This window comes from Nocardia sp. NPDC005745 (genome assembly GCF_040630775.1).
Lineage (GTDB): Bacteria > Actinomycetota > Actinomycetes > Mycobacteriales > Mycobacteriaceae > Nocardia.
The window spans coordinates 114,394-131,732 of sequence record NZ_JBEXYF010000001.1 but is presented as its reverse complement, the minus strand read 5'-3'; the positions used below and the strand labels follow the sequence as shown (position 1 = coordinate 131,732).

The following is a 17,339-nucleotide window of genomic DNA, read 5'->3' as shown; positions in this document are numbered from 1 at the left end:
GGACGCGATGACCAACAGCCACACCACCCCCTCGCTCGACAAGACGAGCGCCACCGAGATCACCGACGTGTTCGCGGCGGTCGGCGAGCCGCAGCCGCCCAAACACGGCTTCCTCAACCGCCTCTACACCGGTACCGGCGCGATCGATGTCATCGGCAAGCGCCGGATGTGGTATCTCATCACCGCCGCGATCGTGCTCGTCTCGCTGGGCAGCATCCTCTTCCGCGGCTTCAACTTCGGCATCGACTTCGAGGGTGGTTCCCGCATCCAGTTCCCCGCGGGGAACGCGACCACCAGCGCGGCGGAGGACGTCTACCGCGGCGCCATCGGCACCGACCCGGTCTCGGTGCAGACCGTCGGCACCGGCGGATCGGCCACCATGCTGATCCGGTCCGAGGCGCTGGACCAGCAGCAGGTGGAGGCGCTGAACAACGCGCTGTTCGCGAAGTTCCAGCCGAAGGACAAGTCCGGCAATCCTAGCCGGGCCGCGATCAGCACCTCCGACGTCAGCGAGACCTGGGGCAGCCAGATCACCCGCAAGGCGCTCATCGCGCTCGCGGTGTTCCTCGTGCTCGTGGCGGTCTACATCGCGGTCCGATTCGAACCGCACATGGCCATCGCGGCGCTGGCGGCGCTGGCCTTCGACGTCACGGTCACCGCGGGCGTGTACTCGCTCGTCGGCTTCGAGGTCACCCCGGCCACGGTGATCGGCATCCTGACGATCCTCGGCTTCTCGCTCTACGACTCGGTCGTGGTGTTCGACAAGGTCGAGGAGAACACCCACGGCATCCTGCACCTGACCAGGCGCACCTACGGTGAGCAGGCCAACCTCGCGGTGAACCAGACGCTGATGCGCTCGATCAACACCGCCTTGATCGGTATCCTGCCGATCGTCGGCTTGATGGTGATCGCGGTCTGGATGCTGGGCGTGGGCACCCTCAAGGACTTGGCGCTGGTGCAGCTGGTCGGTCTGCTGGTCGGTACCTACTCCTCGATCTTCTTCGCGACTCCGCTGCTGGTCTCGATCAAAGAGCGCTGGGGGCCGGTGGCGGCGCACACCAAGAAGGTCCTGGCCAAGCGGGCCGGTGCGGCAGGGGCACGGGCAGGCGTCGCGGCCGAGCGCCGGGCGAGCATGGCAGCGGGCCGGGATCTCGACGAGAAGCCGCGCGGACAGCGCGCGGCGGGGCAGACACCGCGACCCGGTGCGCGCCCGAGCGGTAAACGGCACAAAAGGCGGAACTGACACCAGACAGGGGTTTCATGCGACAGCCACGCGGTGCGGTACGACTGATCGGAGCGCTCGCTGCGGGCACGCTGGCCGCCGGGTTGATGGTCGGCTGCTCCAGTAAGAACCAGGTTCCCTCCATCGGCTACGCGACCGATGCCACCATCGCCACCTATAACGGCGGCAGCACGCTCGGAGCGAGTTCCGGGTCGTCGGCGGTGTTCTCCCGGGTGCTCACCGGCTTCTTCTACACCGGTCCGGACGGGCAGCAGGTCGCCGACACCGACTTCGGCACCGCCAAGGAGGTGCCGGGGGAGTCGCAGACCATCCAGTACCGCCTCAACCCCGACGGTGTGTACTCCGACGGTGTGCCGACCTCGTGCGACGACTTGGTGCTGGCCTGGGCCGCCCGTAGCGGGCGGTACACCAAACCCGGTGACCGCGGCGCGGTTCCGCTCTTCGACGCCGCGAGCACCAGCGGCTACGACGACATCGAGCGCGTCGACTGCCAGCCCGGTTCGCGGGATGCCACGGTGGTGTTCCGGCCCGGTCGGCATTACCTGCCGTGGCGCACTCTGTTCGCGGCGGGCGAGCTGGTGCCCGCGCACGTCGCGGCCCGAGTCGCGAACGTGCCCAATGTCGTGTCGGCGTTGCAGACCGGCGACCCGAACGCGCTCGGCAGGATCGCGGAATTCTGGAACACCGGATGGGTCGTCCCGGCCGACGGCCGGCTGGATCTGTCGCGCTTCCCTTCGTCGGGGCCGTATCGCATCGAGTCGTTCGGCAGCGAGGACGGCTTGGTGCTGGTCGCCAACGAGCGGTGGTGGGGCAACAAACCGGCGACCGGGCGAATCGTCGTCTGGCCCAAGACCTTCGACCTGAAGCAGAAGGTCGGCGACAACGCCGTCGGCGTGCTCGACATCGGTGCTCATTCGGTGAAAGACCTGAATCTGAACGGCTTCTCGGTGCAGACCATGCCGGGCCGGGGCGCCGAGCAACTGGTGCTGGCGACCGGCGGCGTGTTCGCCTCGGTCGAGGCGCGCCGCGCGTTCGCGTTGTGCCTGCCACGTCAGACGCTGTTCGACAAGCTCGGCAAGGCGCCGGACGCACCGAAGACCGGGCTCGGCTCCGGCCCGCTCGACGCGCACGTCGTGCAGCAGGACTCCTTGTTCTATCCGGCGGTCATCGGCGCGGCGAACAAGTACTCCGGTGGCGACGTGGCGAACGCGACCAGGGCGGTCGCGGCCTCCGGTGCGCCGAACCCCACCGTCCGGATCGGCTATCAAGGTCCGGACGATCGCCGTGCGCAGACCGTCGCCATGATCGCCGAGGCCTGCAAACCGGCGGGCATCACCGTGGTGGACGCCGGTGCGCCGGACTTCACTCCCACCCGGCTCACCGAGGGCAAGGTCGACGCCGTCCTGGGCAGCACCGCCGCGGTGCCCGGTCCGGCGGGCTCGCTCGGCGGCGAGGCCGCGACCAGCGCGTTGCGCACCGGTAGCGGGCTCAATTTCGGGCGGTTCGGCAACGGCCGTTACGATGCGATCACCGATCAGCTCGGGGCCGACGACAACGCGGCCGTACAGCTGAATCTGCTCACCGAGGCGGAGAACCTGCTGTGGGCGGAGCTGCCGAGCATCCCGTTGTTCGCCACCCCGCGCACGATCGCCTTCGGCAAGGGGCTGCGCAACGGGATCGCCGCCCCCACCCAGGCCGGATCCGGCTGGAACATGGACCGGTGGGTGCTCGAGCGGTGACCGACGGTGTGGGTGATGGGATCATGGAGAGGTGTCGATGAGTAAGCACGCGGCAATCGAATCCGCGGACGTAGCCGCCGAACGGACCACCAAAGCCGCCGAGGTGGTCGACCGTTTGACCCGTTGGCACGACGACTTTCCCACGGCCGGTGTGCGTTTCGCGGATCTCACCCCGGTGTTCGCCGACGCCGAGGGCTTCCGCGTCGTAGTCGAGTGCCTGGCCGCGTGCGCGCCCGACGCCGATCTGGTGGCGGGCGTCGACGCCCGCGGCTTCCTGCTCGGCGCCGGTGTCGCCGCATCCCTCGGCACCGGCGTGCTCGCCATCCGCAAGGCGGGCAAGCTGCCGCCGCCGGTGATCAGCCGCGAATACAGCCTCGAGTACGGCACCGCCGCGTTGGAGATTCCCGCGGACGGTATCGAATTGGCGGGCCGTCGCATCCTGTTGCTGGACGACGTGCTCGCCACCGGCGGCACGCTCGCCGCCGCCGCCGAAATCTTCAAGCAGGCGGGCGCCGAGGTGGCCGCCGCCGCGGTGGTGCTGGAACTCGGCTTCCTCGGCGGCCGCGCACGGCAGGGCGACTACCCGCTGACCTCCATCGTCCAGCTCTGAGCCATGCCCCGGATCCGCTCGCCACTCGCAGCGGGTCGCGCCTAGCGGAAATCCGTTGCCCGGGACCGCGGTGGCTGTCAGGATCGCGGCATGCGAGCTGACGAGCCGCCGCGCCGGATCCGGGCGGTCTACGACGAGAACACGATCGTCGTCTATCAGGCATATGCCCCGGATATCGCGGAATCCGCCCTGGCCGCAGGGACTTTCGTCGCCCCGTTCCGTCGCGAGCGGATGACGTGGATCAAGCCCTCGTTCCTGTGGATGATGTATCGCTGCGGCTGGGCGAGCAAGCCCGGCCAGGAACGAGTTCTGGCGGTCACGATCACCCGTTCCGGGTTCGAGTGGGCGCTGGCGCATGCCTGCCTCAGCCACTACGAGCCGAAACTGTTCCCGGATCGGCGGGCGTGGGCGGAGCGGCTCGAAACGAGTCCGACGCGCATCCAATGGGACCCGGAACGAGATCTCGCACACCGGTCGCTGTCGTACCGCTCTGTGCAGGTGGGCTTGGCGGGTCTCGCGGTAGAGCACTACCTCGACCGATGGATCACCGGAATCCGCGATGTCACCGAGGAAGCGCGGCAGCTGCGCCGGACGGTAGCCGCGGGAAAGTTGGAGGCGGCGACGCGGGCTCTCCCCGAGGAACGTCCCTATCCGCTCCCCGCGGCCGTGGCCGCCATCATCGGCGCGTCGTCCTGAAGCGGACGTGTGATCCGAATTGCACTGGCGCATTCGCCGGAGTTGCGTTTAATCTGGACAGGTCTTATCCCCGTTGATCGGAGTTCTGCCGTTGCTCATTTGAGGTAGCCACTCGTGCGGCCCGCATTCGCGCGCCGTCATTCGTCGCAACCTCCAGGAGCAGGCATGGCCAATTTGTCTTTTTCCGATCTCACTTTCGGCTGGCCGGACGGCACCCCCGTTTTCGACGGCCTCGACGCCGTCCTCGGTCCCGGTCACATCGGCCTGGTGGGCGGTAACGGTGCGGGCAAGTCCACTTTGCTGCGGTTGATCGCAGGGGAGCTGAAGCCCGTTCGCGGGTCCGTCACCGTCACCGGGCATCTCGGGTATCTGCGCCAGGATCTCGGCCTGGGTGCGGGGCAGCGCGTCGATGCGGTGCTGGGCATCGCGAAGGTGCGAAAGGCATTGCACCGCATCGAGTCCGGGTCGGGTGGTGAAGCCGACTTCGATCTGGTCGGTAATCACTGGGATGTCGAGGAGCGGGCATTGGCGTTGCTGGCCCGGCTCGGCCTGCACTACGTCGCCGACTCGGTGGAGCAGCTCGATCGCACGCTCGACACCCTCTCCGGCGGCGAGACGGTGCTGCTCGGACTGATCGCCGAGCTGCTCGCCGAGCCGGACGTGCTGCTGCTGGACGAACCGACGAACAACCTGGACCGGGTGGCTCGTGCACGGCTCTACGAGGTGGTCGGGCAGTTCTCCGGCACGGTGCTCACGGTCAGCCATGATCGTGAGCTGCTCGAGCGGATGACCTCCATCGCGGAGCTGCGCCACGGCGAATTGCGGCTGTTCGGCGGCAATTTCAGCGAGTACGAGCGGATCGTCGCCGCCGAGCAGGAAGCGGCTCGCGCCGCGATCCGCGACGCGCGCAGCGATGTCCGCAAGCAGGCCCGCGAACTCGTCGAGGCGCGCATCAAGCTGGACCGCAGGCAGCGATACGGGCAGAAGATGTGGGATCAGAAGCGCGAGCCGAAGATCATCATGAGCGAACGCAAACGGCAGGCGCAGGTATCGGCCGGCAAGCTGCGCAACAACCACATCGAGAAGCTGGACACCGCCAAGGAACAGCTCGAGCAGGCCAAGGAGCTGTTGCGCGACGATCGGGAGATCCGGGTGGAGCTACCCGGCACGCGGTTGTATCCCGGCCAGGACGTGATCGAGCTGGACCGGGTCGAGCTGGCGTGCGGGCCCACGGTGACGTTGCGGGTGTCCGGTCCGGAGCGGATCGCGCTGACCGGCCGCAACGGCGTCGGCAAGACGACGTTGCTGCGGCGCATCGCGCAGGAGGGGCCGAAGGTGCCGTGGCGGATGCTGCCGCAGCGGCTGGACGTGTTCGACGAGCGGCGATCGGTCTTCGAGAACGTCGCCTCGACGGCGCCGCACGCGTCCGCGGAGCGGATCCGGGCGCAGCTGGCCCGCTTCCTGTTCCGTGGCGCGGACGCCGACGTCGCGGCCGCGGCGCTGTCGGGCGGTGAACGGTTGCGCGCGGCGCTGGCCATGCTGCTGCTGGCCGATCCGGCGCCGCGGCTGCTGCTGCTGGACGAGCCGACCAACAATCTCGACCTGCCCAGCCTGGAGCACCTGACCCAGGCGCTGGCGAGCTTCGAGGGCGCGCTGATCGTGGTCAGCCACGATCCGCGTTTCCTCGACGACATCGGGGTGACTCGTCGTCTAGAGCTCACCGCGGAGGGATTGGCGGAGACGCTGGTGGCCTGACGCGTCGTCGCCGTCGAGAGCCGCTTCGGGCGCGGAACCGGCCTCCCGGCGACAGCGGAGGCCGAGCCGGCGGCGGTGCCCGACAGCAGGGTGGAGCGACGAACCGCGCGGGCTGCGACCATGCCGGCCTGCACGCGCACGGGAGCCAGGCACCGGTTGGTGGTGCCCGGCTCCGGTGCGCGTCGTCGAGGTACTACCCATAGCTCGGGTGGACGGCCGATGTGCGCGATCCTTGACCGCCGTAGTTTTAGTCACTTACACTAAAACGAAGAGAGGACGTGATCACATGGGATACGGAAACTGGGACGACTCCGCCTACCGCGCGGCGAAGACCTTCCGCGCCGCTCGCGGCATCGACGACTTCGGCTACACCGCCGACATGCGGGCCGAGCCGCACACCGAGTGGCGGGTGCACCCGACGCTGGATCCGCTCGGCGTCACGGTGCGCGAATGCCGGGATTCGGTTGAGCACGGCAGCTCACTGCCCATCGCGGTGCTGTTCGACGTCACCGGATCGATGGGGCGGGTGCCGCGAATCATGCAGGACAAGCTGGGTACCCTGCACGGTCTCTTGCGGCGCAAGGGCTATGCGGACGACCCGCAGATCCTTTTCGGCGCGATCGGCGACGCGGACACCGACCGCGTGCCGTTGCAGATCGGCCAGTTCGAATCCGACAACCGGATGGACGAGCAGTTGCGCGCCGTCTTCCTGGAGGGCGGCGGCGGTGGGCAGAAGTCCGAAAGCTACGAACTGGCCGCCTACTTCCTGGCGACACACATCGCGACCGACGCGTGGGACAAGCGGCGCAAGAAGGGCTACCTGTTCCTGATCGGCGACGAGCTGAACAAGCCGCGGCTGGCTTCTCGCCACATCCGCGCGATCATCGGCGACAGTGTGCGCCAGGACATCTCGGTGGAATCCATCTACCGCGAACTCGCCGAGCGCTGGCACGTGCACTACATCCTGCCGAACCAGTCCAGCTACTTCCACGACCCGGAGATCGCCGAGCACTGGCGTGAGCTGCTCGGCCAGAACTTCCTGCGCCTGGACGACCCGGCCGCGGTGTGCGAACTCATCGCGCTGACGATCGGATTGGCGGAAGGGCGCGTCGACCTGGCCGCCGGGCTGGCGGACTTGCGGGATGTCGGGTCCGTGGCCGAGGCCGCGTCGGTGGGCAAGGCGCTCGGGGCCGACGGCGGGCGAGCGCGGGCATTGCCGCGCGGCCGCGGTTGAAAGCCCGGGTGCACGATGTTCGGGTCGCACATCATCGTCGTGGATCTCGGTTTCGGGGACGCGGGCAAGGGCGCGACGGTCGACTGGCTCTGCGCCCCCGAGTCGGGATTCGAGGTCGCCGCCGTGGTCCGGTTCAACGGCGGGGCGCAGGCGGCGCACAACGTGATCGCCGACGGACGGCATCACACGTTCGCGCAATTCGGATCGGGGACGTTCGCGGGCGTCCCGACACTGCTGTCGCGGCACATGCTGGTCGAACCGATCGCGCTGGCCGCCGAGGCGCGCGGGTTGGCCGCGCTGGGCGTCCGGGATCCGCTGTCGTTGTTGCGGATCGACGGGCGGGCATTGCTCACCACGCCGATCCACATCGCCGCCAACCGTGCCCGCGAGGATGCGCGGGGTCGCGCGCGGCACGGTTCGTGCGGCCGTGGGATCGGCGAGACCGCGGGGTACGCGCTGGCGCACACGGCACCGACCGTGTCGGATTGCCTGCGACCCCGGGTGCTGCACCGCAAGCTGCGGGCGCTGGCGGCGTACTACGGGCCGCTGATCGCGTCGAGCGAACATCGTTACGAGCCGATCGATGACCTGGTCGACATGTACCGGGAATTCGCCGCAGCGGTCCCGATCGTCGGCGACGACCAGCTGGCTCGGTTCGCGCGGCGCGGCACGGTGGTGTTCGAAGGCGCCCAAGGCGTCCTGCTCGACGAATGGCGCGGGTTCCATCCGCACACCACCTGGTCGACGGTCGAGCCGCGCAACGCGCGGGCGATGCTCGCCGAGATCGGCGCGCGCGGTTATGTGCTCGGCGTCACCCGCACCTATCAGACCCGCCACGGCGTCGGCCCTTTCCCCACCGAGGATCCGGGCCTCGCCCTGCCCGAGCCGCACAATGCGGCAGGCCGCTACCAAGGCGAATTCCGTGTCGGGCACTTGGACACGGTGCTGCTGCGCTACGCCATCGAGGTCTCGGGCGGTGTCGACGGTCTCGCCGTCAACCACCTGGACGCGCCCGGAAGGCGTTACGCGGCAACCGGTTACATGGTGGACGGCGTCGCCTGGGACCGGGTGCTCGCCGGACGCAGGGGGGACCTCGACCACCAGCGGGAGTTGGCCCGGTTGCTCTCTCGCGCCGAGCCCGTCCTCGCCGAAATGCCGGATGACCCGGTGCCATGGCTGGCCAGGACGCTCGGTGTGCCGGTCGCGCTCACCGCCGACGGCCCCGGCCGCCGCCACCGCACCCGCACGGCGTATCCCGTCGCGGCGTGATCGTCCGCGAAGACATTCCGCGAGACGGGTCCGCCTGCCGCGTGGCGGGTCGGGCAGGATGGATGGCCGTGGAGCAGTCCGTTGTGTCGGTGGATGTCGTGGCGTTGCGGTTCTGGGACGAGGACGGCGGCGTCCGATTCGGGATCGCACCCCGGGCGATGGAACCGTTCGCGGGGCAACTCGCCTTGCCCGGTGTGCTGCTCGGACGGGGGGAGCGGCTGGCCGTCGCGGCACGGCGCGCGGTGCACACCAAATTGGACGTCCCGGAGGCCGCCATCGGCTCGGTGGGGCAATTGGTGACTTTCGACGAACCGACCCGCGACCCGCGCGGGCCGACGCTCTCGATCGCGATGTGGGCGGTGGTGGGACCGCACGAGGGACCGGCGCGGTGGACCGCCTTCGACGAGGTGCCCGAACTGGCCTTCGACCACAATCGCATCGTCGAGGTGGCCCGCGACGTCCTGACGCGGTTGCTGTGGAAGGACCTGACGTTCACCAGGGCCCTGCTCGGCGAGGAATTTCCGGCGACCAAGGCGGTGGAGGCCGTCACAGCGTTCTCCGGAGCCCGTCCCGACGCCGCGAACCTGAACCGGACGCTGGCGGCCATCCCGGGCCTGGCGCGCACCACCGAACGGCGTCGCGTCAAAGCGACCGGCCGTCCCGCGGCAGTGTGGGCCTTCGGCGCGCAGGAGTGAACGACAGTGCGCGGTGTCGCGTCGAGGCCGATCGAAGGGCCTGCGGTCAGCGGCGCGGTGCGTACATGATGATCGCGACCCCGACCAGGCAGATCGCCGCGCCCAGATAGTCCCAGCGATCGGGGCGGAACTTGTCCACCAGCATGCCCCAGGCCAGCGATCCCGCGACGAAGACACCGCCGTAGGCGGCGAGAATACGGCCGAAGTTCGGGTCCGGCTGGAAGGTCGCGACGAAGCCGTAGGCGCCGAGAGCGAGGACGCCCGCGGCGATCCAGACGACGCCACGCTGTTCCCGCCAGCCCTGCCACACCAGCCAGGCGCCGCCGATCTCGGCGAGCGCGGCGAGGGCGAACAGCAGCAGCGAGCGGGCGACCGTCATGGCGGGGACGGTACTTGCTCGCGATCCGTCGGACGTGAGCCAGGGGCGACCTCATAGACGGCGTAGGCGCGCCCGAGCACGGGGTAGGAGACGTTGCGCACCGGCACGCCGCCCTCGGTGTGCCCGAATTCCGTTCCCCCGTGGGCATGTCCGTGGACGGCCAGCACCGCTGCGCCCGCGTCGAGGGCCACGGCCAGATCATGGCAGCCGAGTCCGGCGTAGATCTTGGGCGGTTCACCGGCCAACGTGTCGATGACCGGCGCGAAATGAGTGAGCGCGATGCGGGTTTCGCAGTCGAGCTGGTCGAGTGCCTGGCGGAGGCGAAGGGCGTCGAGTGGGCCGCGGCGCATGCGGGCGCGGTGTTCGGCGGAACCCTCCTCCGGTGTGCCGGGATGGCCGGGGAAGCCGCCGCTGCCGCCCATGACTCCGGCGATGCCCACCCGGATTCCCCCTATGTCGAGGCTGATCGCGGTGCCGTCCAGCACGTGGACGCCCAACGCGGTGAGCTGTGCCGTGATCAGGTAACCCGATCGTTGATCGTGGTCGTGGTTGCCGAGCACGGCGACCACCGGTACGGGAAGACCGTCGAGTTCGGCACAGAGCAATTCCGACTCCGCGCGGGTGCCGCCATCGGTGAGATCGCCTGCCAGTAAGAGGATGTCGGCGTTCGCGGAAAGGCGCAGGAAGTCGGGACGGAAACGTCCGGCGACCGCCGCCCGCATGTGCAGGTCGCCGACGGCGGCGACGCGGAGGCATTCGGTGCTGCGCGCTGCGGTCACGACGGCCAGTCGGCCACAGCGGCGAAGGCGTGTCAAGCGATGGTGCGAAAGCCGAGCGCGACGGTCGATCGGCACACAGATCCAGAACTTGACGTTCACCTGGCCGCGACCGGCCGTGAAGTTCGGATATAGCTTGCGGCTATTCCTTGTTCAGGGCGTGTTCAGTGAGGCTACCGACAGTGTGGCCCTCGATGAAACGTCCATGAACACTGTCGAGGCGGTCTATCGCGCCTGCCCGCCGGTCCCGCATCGTCGCGGTATGAGCCGAGCGCAACTGCTGTCCAAAGTCGTTGCCGCCGCGGCGGCCGTCTTCCTTCCGCTGTCCGCGACCGGAGTCGCCGAGGGGGAGCCTCCGACGGCCAAGGTGGTCGTGATCGGCCTGGACGGCCTGATGTACGGCAAGGTCGAGCAGGTGCGGGCGCCGAATCTGCTGCGGCTGAGCGGAGAAGGCTTGCTGAGCCGTTCCTCGATCGCTCCGCACATCACCATCTCGGGTCCGTCCTGGGCCACCGTGCTGACCGGCGTGTGGGATCGCAAGCACGGCATCACCGACAACCGGTTCACCGCGGCGCCGTTCGCGCGGTACCCGACGGTGTTCACCCGGCTCGAGCGGGCTCGACCCGCGCTGAAGACCCAGTCCATCGCCACCTGGGACCAGATCGCCACCATGACCGGCAGCGGCGACCCGCGCGCCGACGCCGTCGTCTCCACCGCGCCCGTGCCGGACGACCCGGACGAGTCCCGCACCGACGCCGCCACTACCGACGCCGTGGTGGCCGCGATCGGCCGATTCGCGCCCGACCTGCTGTTCACCCATCTGGACCAAGTCGACCGCGCCGGTCACGACGCGGGCGGCGCTTCGCGGGCCTACCTGGACGCCGTCACGCGCATCGACGCCCAGGTGGGCCGCATCGTCGCCGCCGTCGACGCCCGCGCCGCCGCCCATCCCGCCGAGCGGTGGACCGTGCTCGTCACCGCCGACCACGGCCACCGGCCCAGGGGCGGGCACGGCGGCCAATCCCCGGACGAGACGACCAACTTCGTCATCGCTCGCGGCCCGGACTTCCGGCCCGGCGCCACCAGTGGCCGAGCGACCCTGGTCGACATCACACCCACCGTGCTCGACCTTCTCGACGTCGCCCCCGGCGCCGATCTCGATGGTCGCTCCCTGCGCCCAGAGCCCGGACCCGCGCGGACGCCGCTGTCCGAACCCCTGCCCGCCGCGATCCGCTGATCGTCCCTCGCCTGGCGCCGTCTCCGGGCTCTCGCTCCGCTCCGCGGGTCCGATACATCCGGATCCACGAGTCGGGCAAACTTGCCCCGATGCGATCCAAGGGTTGGTTTTCGCAGGTGAGATGGCATATCGGTGATGGTGGGTCGCAGGCTGGCTACCGCGTTCGGCGCATCATGAACATCCGATATGGGACGGTTGCCGGGAGTGCTCGGGACCTCGGCGTGCCCGTGTGCGTTATTCGTCGCGACACCATCGTGCGCATCCTTGGTTCGCGGAGCGGACGTTGCTGCTGCGCCCGGACTAAAGTTGGTGGTCCGGGAGGTTGCACCGGTCGGATAGGGTGGTCCGATCGAGGCGCGGAGAGGTGGTGGCATGACTCAGCACTTGGGCGAGGCGAAAGTCGAGCAATCGACGTCGGGCCCGCAGCCGAATGGTGCGGGCGCCACTGACGCCGCGAAACCGCAGGCGCCGGCGAACGCGACGCCTCCGCGTCAGCCGGGCACCTCTACCGCGGTTCCGACCTCGGCCTCGCGCCGGGTGCGGGCGCGCCTGGCCCGCCGCATGACCGGGCAGCGCGGTATCGCCGCGGTCAAGCCGGTGCTCGAACCACTGGCCACCGTGCACCGCGAGCTGTACCCGAAGGCCAACCTGACGCTGCTGCAGCGCGCGTTCGACGTGGCCGACGAGCGGCACAAGCATCAGTTCCGCAAATCGGGTGATCCCTACATCACCCATCCGCTCGCCGTGGCCAACATCCTCGCCGAACTGGGCATGGACACCACCACGCTGGTGGCCGCTCTGCTGCACGACACGGTGGAGGACACCGGATACAGCCTCGAACAGCTCACCCAGGACTTCGGCTCCGAGGTCGCCCACCTCGTCGACGGCGTCACCAAGCTGGACAAGGTCAACCTGGGCGCCGCCGCCGAGGCGGAGACCATCCGCAAGATGATCATCGCGATGGCCCGCGACCCGCGCGTACTGGTGATCAAGGTGGCCGACCGGCTGCACAACATGCGCACCATGCGTTTCCTGCCGCCGGAAAAGCAGGCGAAGAAGGCCAAGGAGACGCTGGAGGTCATCGCTCCGCTCGCCCATCGCCTCGGTATGGCGACGGTGAAATGGGAGCTGGAGGACCTCGCCTTCGCGATCCTGCACCCGAAGAAATACGACGAGATCGTCCGGCTGGTCGCCGACCGCGCGCCCTCGCGCGACACCTACCTGGCGAAGGTGCGCGCCGAGATCGTCAACACGCTGGCCGCCTCCCGGATCAACGCGATCGTCGAGGGTCGCCCGAAGCACTACTGGTCGATCTACCAGAAGATGATCGTCAAGGGTAAGGACTTCGACGACATCCACGACCTGGTCGGCATCTGCATCCTGTGCGACGAGGTGCGCGACTGCTACGCCGCCGTCGGCGTCGTGCACTCGCTGTGGCAGCCCATGGCTGGCCGGTTCAAGGACTACATCGCCCAGCCGCGCTACGGCGTCTACCAGTCGCTGCACACCACCGTGGTCGGACCGGACGGCAAGCCCCTGGAGGTGCAGATCCGCACCCAGGACATGCACCGCACCGCGGAGTTCGGCATCGCCGCGCACTGGCGCTACAAGGAGACCCGCGGCAAGCACTCCAACGACACCGCCGAGGTCGACGACATGGCGTGGATGCGCCAGCTGCTGGACTGGCAGCGGGAGGCCGCCGACCCGGCGGAGTTCCTGGAGTCGCTGCGCTTCGACCTGAAATCTCCGGAGATCTTCGTGTTCACGCCGAAGGGCGACGTCATCACGCTGCCGCAGAAGTCGACGCCGGTGGACTTCGCCTACGCCGTGCACACCGAGGTGGGGCACCGCTGCATCGGCGCCCGGGTGAACGGGCGGCTGGTCGCGCTGGAGCGTCAGCTGGAGAACGGCGAGGTCGTCGAGGTGTTCACCTCCAAAGCGCAGAACGCGGGACCCAGCCGGGACTGGCAGAACTTCGTGGTGTCCCCGCGCGCCAAGGCGAAGATTCGCCAATGGTTCGCCAAAGAGCGCCGCGAGGAGGCGCTGGAGAGCGGCAAGGACCAGATCTCCAAGGAGGTCCGCCGCGTCGGGCTGCCGCTGCAGCGGTTGATGAGCGTCGACGCGATGACCGCGGTGGCCCACGAGCTGCACTACACCGACATCTCCACGCTCTACACCGCCGTCGGCGAGCACCAGGTCTCCGCGCACCACGTGGTGCAGCGGTTGATGGCGCAGCTCGGTGGCATCGGCGACGTGGAGAACGAACTGGCCGAGCGCTCCACCCCGTCGACGACCCCGAGCAGGCAGCGGGTCACCGGTGACGCGGGCGTGCTGATCCCCGGCGCCACGGGCACCGTCGCCAAGCTGGCGAAGTGCTGCACTCCGGTGCCCGGCGACGAGATCATGGGCTTCGTGACCCGCGGTGGCGCGGTGAGCGTGCACCGCACCGACTGCACGAACGCCGGTTCCCTGCGGGAGCAGGCCGAGCGGATCATCGAGGTGTCCTGGGCGCCGTCGCCGTCCTCGGTGTTCCTGGTCGCCATCCAGATCGAGGCGCTCGATCGCACGCGGCTGCTGTCGGACGTGACCAAGGTGCTGGCCGACGAGAAGGTCAACATCCTGTCCGCGTCGGTGGCCACGCACGGCGACCGGGTGGCGATCAGCAAGTTCACCTTCGAGATGGGCGATCCGAAACACTTGGGGCACCTGCTGAATGTGGTGCGCAACGTCGAGGGCGTCTACGACGTCTACCGCGTCACCTCCGCTGCTTGATCATCCGCGCCTCGACCCGCGAGTAGCTGTCAAATAGCTGACGGCTCAAGGTGTTTCGGTTACCACGGCGCCCGTTTCGGGCTTGCCATACGGGGCGGACTGTCGGAAACTTGTCGGACTGAAACCGGGAACGCGCCAGCGTATGGTGCGTTCATTTCGGTGTGTCGTGGAAGTTTTCCGTCGATGCGGCAGTAATAGCCGGAATCTGTTACCGTCTATTGCGTTTCATGGCGTTGAGGTACCTGCGGCAGACGACTTGATTGCGGATCGCTATGACTGGATACACGGCAAGACTCTCGGGGATGCTGGTAGCACTCGCCGTGGCTGTGGCGACCGCCGGTGTCGCCGCGGCGGAGCCGTCGGATCCCGCCGGGCCTTCCACACAGATCCGTCTCGCGACCTGTCCCGCGTTGTACGCCTTGGGGATTCAGGGCACCGGTGAGTCCTCTCCGGACGCCGCGCCCAGCACCGACACGGGCATGCTCTCCACTGTTTTCCGGCCGATGATGGCGAAAGCTCCCGACACCGGTCTGGTCGACCGAGCCTACGTGCCATACGAATCCGGCTTCGGCGGGGCGACAGCCGGTGGCGTGGTGCCTTATTGGGATTCGGTGTCCGGCGGCCTCACCCGTTTGCGGAGTATGGCCGAGACCGTCGCCGACGCGTGCCCGAACAGTCGTTTCGCGGTGGTCGGCTACTCGCAGGGCGCGCATGTCGCGTCGCTGTTCGCGCAGGAGATCGGCCAGGGCCGCGGCGTGCTGCCCGCCGAGCGGGTCGCCGCGGTCGCGTTGTTCGCCGACCCGACCCGCAATCCCGGCGCACCGCTGTTCCCCGGCGCGCCGGGCAAGGCGACACCGGACCCCGCACCGGGAACCTCGGGCGACCGGCTGGAATCCATCGCCGCGCTGCCGCAGGCTCCCGCCCCCGGCGGCGGCATCGGCCCGGAACGGGACAAGGCCGCGAACTTCGGGGCGCTCACCGGCCGGGTGGCGAGTTTCTGCGCGGCGGGCGATCTCGCCTGCGACGCTCCGGACGGCGCTCCGATCCTGCGGGCGGTCGCCAACGTGGCCGGTCAGTCGAAGCTCAGCGGCGGCGACCCGATCGGCTCGCTGATATCGATCGCGCAGGCGCTGGCGTTCACCTCGATCAAGACCGCGACCCGGGTGCTCGACGAGGACGTGCAGGGCAATTCGCTGGCCACCCTGTCGATCTCGCCGGAGAAGTCGATCTCGCAGCGCCTCGCGGACGCCTCGGACCCGCGTACGCCGTTGAATCTGCCCGGCGCGCTGCAGGCGCTGCTGAAAATCGGCATGATCGGCTTGAACTCGGTGATCGCGGTGGTGCGGACGGTGATCGACTCGGCGAACATCTCGGAGCTGGCCACCGCGGGACTGGCGAATCCGCCCGCCGCCCTGATCAGGCTCGGCGCCGAGCTGGTCGGCGCCGTTCCCCAGCTGATTCCGCCGACCACCGGGGTCCGGCTGATCAACCAGGCATTCGACGCGGTGGTGCAGAACATCACCGACAACAGCGAGCTGCTGAACACGACGACATGGGTGCGGTACTGGGACACCGTGCAGCGCCACACCGCCTACGCCGGCGCGACCGTCTCGGCAGGCGGGGCCGCGCCCACGCAGTTCGTCGCCGACTGGCTCGCGGCGCTGGCCCGCGACATCGCCGACGCCTTCGGCGGCAAGGCCCAGCCACGGTCGGCGCTGGAGAAGCAGCCGACCGGATTCTTCGGGGACGGCTCCGGCGCGTCTCCCACGCCGACTTCGTCCGGTACGGGACAATTTCCGTTCGGGACAGGAGCCGATGGCGCCTCATCCAGCGGCGTGACATCGATTCCGCCCACCGACCGAACCGGCATACCCAACGCCTACCCGTTCTCCACGAACTGATCGCCGAGAGGGTCCGACGATGCGATACTGCGTGCCCTGCTCTGCGGGAATGGGGGAATGTTGAAGTCGTACAAACAGCTTTCCCGCTGGTACGGCGCATTGGAGCCGGAGACCGGTGCACCGGAGAAAGACAAGCCCGATGAGGCGAATGTCATCATCCCCGCGGACGACGAGGGGCCCGCGCGCTTCCCGGACTACATCCGCGACGATGCCGAGCCGTGGCCGCGCAAGCCCGAGGAGGTCCCCCCGGACCTGCCCGCCCAGCGCAGCGAGTTCACCGGCGGGTGGTCGGACTGGGTGGTGACCGGCCACGCGCCCGGTCCGGACGACGACTACGTCGCGCCCCGGCCGGTCGATCCCGTGCCGTTCCCGTGGGCCGACGACGACGAGCACGAGCCGGTCGAGCAGCCGCGTCCCGCGGTGCCGCGTGCGCTGCGGAAGGCCGCCCGCGACCACCCCGCCGTGCGCCGGGCACGGCTGTTGCTCATCGTGATCGCGGCGGTGCTGATCATCGCCGTCGCGGCCGTGGGTGTGCTGCTCCTGCTGCGCGCTGCCGCCGATCGCGCCGCGCTGCCGAGGGACTCGCATGTGTCCGCGTCGGTGCAGCTCACCGTCGGCGGCGCCCAGGCGGTCGGCAATCCGCGCGCGGTGGGTTCCGGCGCCTGCCCGACCGAGCGCAGTGACGCGATCGTGCGCAGCGCGGAGGCGGGCGGCACGAGCTCCGGGCCTGAGGTCGTGCTGTCGTTCCAGTACGCGTACTACGTGGAACGCTCCGGGGAGCGAGCCCGCGCGGCCGTCGCTCCGGATGCCGACGTCCAGCCCGCCTGGGTCATCCAGCGGGGCATCGACTCCGTCCCGGCGGGCACGACACATTGCGTGCGGATCGTGACGGTCGGTGACAACCGGTACTCGGTGGAGGTCACCGAATACCGGCCCGGCGGCGCGCCCGCCACGTACAACAGGCAGACGGTCACCACCGCGGTGATCGACGGCCGCACCCTGATCACGGGTATCGCGGCCGGATAAAGGAGAG

The 17,339-nt window shown here is 69.1% G+C and carries 14 protein-coding genes; 12 read left to right on the top strand and 2 right to left on the bottom strand.

Annotation, left to right across the window (positions count from 1 at the left end; genetic code table 11):
- Window positions 1–7: 7 nt before the first annotated feature.
- The 8 genes from secF (at window position 8) to ABZ420_RS00610 (ending at window position 9,241) form a co-directional block, all read left to right on the top strand.
- Entirely contained in the window at window positions 8–1,243 is a 1,236-nt protein-coding gene (gene secF, locus ABZ420_RS00645; RefSeq protein WP_357115680.1) for a protein translocase subunit SecF, read from the top strand.
- Between the two features lie 17 nt (window positions 1,244–1,260).
- On the top strand, window positions 1,261–2,982 hold the full coding sequence (locus ABZ420_RS00640) for an ABC transporter substrate-binding protein (protein ID WP_357115677.1): 1,722 nt from the start codon (window positions 1,261–1,263) through the stop codon (window positions 2,980–2,982).
- Between the two features lie 37 nt (window positions 2,983–3,019).
- Window positions 3,020–3,592: an adenine phosphoribosyltransferase gene (locus ABZ420_RS00635; protein WP_357115674.1), complete on the top strand. Its 573-nt coding sequence runs from the start codon at window positions 3,020–3,022 to the stop codon at window positions 3,590–3,592.
- A gap of 90 nt (window positions 3,593–3,682) precedes the next feature.
- Complete coding sequence (locus ABZ420_RS00630) at window positions 3,683–4,288, top strand: DUF4291 domain-containing protein (RefSeq protein ID WP_357115671.1); 606 nt, start codon at window positions 3,683–3,685, stop codon at window positions 4,286–4,288.
- Between the two features lie 165 nt (window positions 4,289–4,453).
- On the top strand, window positions 4,454–6,043 hold the full coding sequence (locus tag ABZ420_RS00625) for an ATP-binding cassette domain-containing protein (protein ID WP_357115668.1): 1,590 nt from the start codon (window positions 4,454–4,456) through the stop codon (window positions 6,041–6,043).
- A 286-nt stretch (window positions 6,044–6,329) separates the two neighbouring features.
- Window positions 6,330–7,277, top strand: a complete 948-nt coding sequence (locus tag ABZ420_RS00620) for a hypothetical protein (RefSeq protein WP_357115665.1) — start codon at window positions 6,330–6,332, stop codon at window positions 7,275–7,277.
- A gap of 15 nt (window positions 7,278–7,292) precedes the next feature.
- Complete coding sequence (locus ABZ420_RS00615; RefSeq protein WP_357115662.1) at window positions 7,293–8,546, top strand: adenylosuccinate synthetase; 1,254 nt, start codon at window positions 7,293–7,295, stop codon at window positions 8,544–8,546.
- A 68-nt stretch (window positions 8,547–8,614) separates the two neighbouring features.
- The gene (locus tag ABZ420_RS00610) at window positions 8,615–9,241 is read left to right on the top strand and encodes an NUDIX hydrolase (protein ID WP_357115659.1); all 627 of its coding nucleotides are present in this window, start codon (window positions 8,615–8,617) and stop codon (window positions 9,239–9,241) included.
- Between the two features lie 46 nt (window positions 9,242–9,287).
- On the opposite strand, the gene ABZ420_RS00605 is transcribed toward ABZ420_RS00610, so the two are convergent.
- Together ABZ420_RS00605 and ABZ420_RS00600 are read right to left on the bottom strand one after the other, a co-directional pair.
- Complete coding sequence (locus ABZ420_RS00605) at window positions 9,288–9,620, bottom strand: YnfA family protein (RefSeq protein WP_040867681.1); 333 nt, start codon at window positions 9,618–9,620, stop codon at window positions 9,288–9,290.
- Entirely contained in the window at window positions 9,617–10,399 is a 783-nt protein-coding gene (locus ABZ420_RS00600) for a metallophosphoesterase (RefSeq protein ID WP_357115656.1), read from the bottom strand. The genes ABZ420_RS00605 and ABZ420_RS00600 overlap by 4 nt, the downstream gene beginning before the upstream one ends.
- Before the next feature lie 202 nt (window positions 10,400–10,601).
- On the opposite strand from ABZ420_RS00600, the gene ABZ420_RS00595 reads away from it, so the two are divergent.
- The 4 genes from ABZ420_RS00595 to ABZ420_RS00580 all read left to right on the top strand — a co-directional run bounded on the left by ABZ420_RS00595 (window position 10,602) and on the right by ABZ420_RS00580 (window position 17,332).
- Window positions 10,602–11,633 (top strand): alkaline phosphatase family protein, encoded by a 1,032-nt coding sequence (locus ABZ420_RS00595; RefSeq protein ID WP_357115653.1) that lies wholly within the window; start codon window positions 10,602–10,604, stop codon window positions 11,631–11,633.
- A 372-nt stretch (window positions 11,634–12,005) separates the two neighbouring features.
- Complete coding sequence (locus ABZ420_RS00590) at window positions 12,006–14,405, top strand: RelA/SpoT family protein (protein ID WP_357115650.1); 2,400 nt, start codon at window positions 12,006–12,008, stop codon at window positions 14,403–14,405.
- A gap of 302 nt (window positions 14,406–14,707) precedes the next feature.
- On the top strand, window positions 14,708–16,306 hold the full coding sequence (locus tag ABZ420_RS00585; RefSeq protein ID WP_357115647.1) for a cutinase family protein: 1,599 nt from the start codon (window positions 14,708–14,710) through the stop codon (window positions 16,304–16,306).
- A gap of 57 nt (window positions 16,307–16,363) precedes the next feature.
- A complete protein-coding gene (locus ABZ420_RS00580; RefSeq protein WP_357115644.1) occupies window positions 16,364–17,332 on the top strand; it encodes a hypothetical protein in 969 nt (322 codons plus the stop codon).
- The last annotated feature ends 7 nt before the right edge of the window (window positions 17,333–17,339 follow it).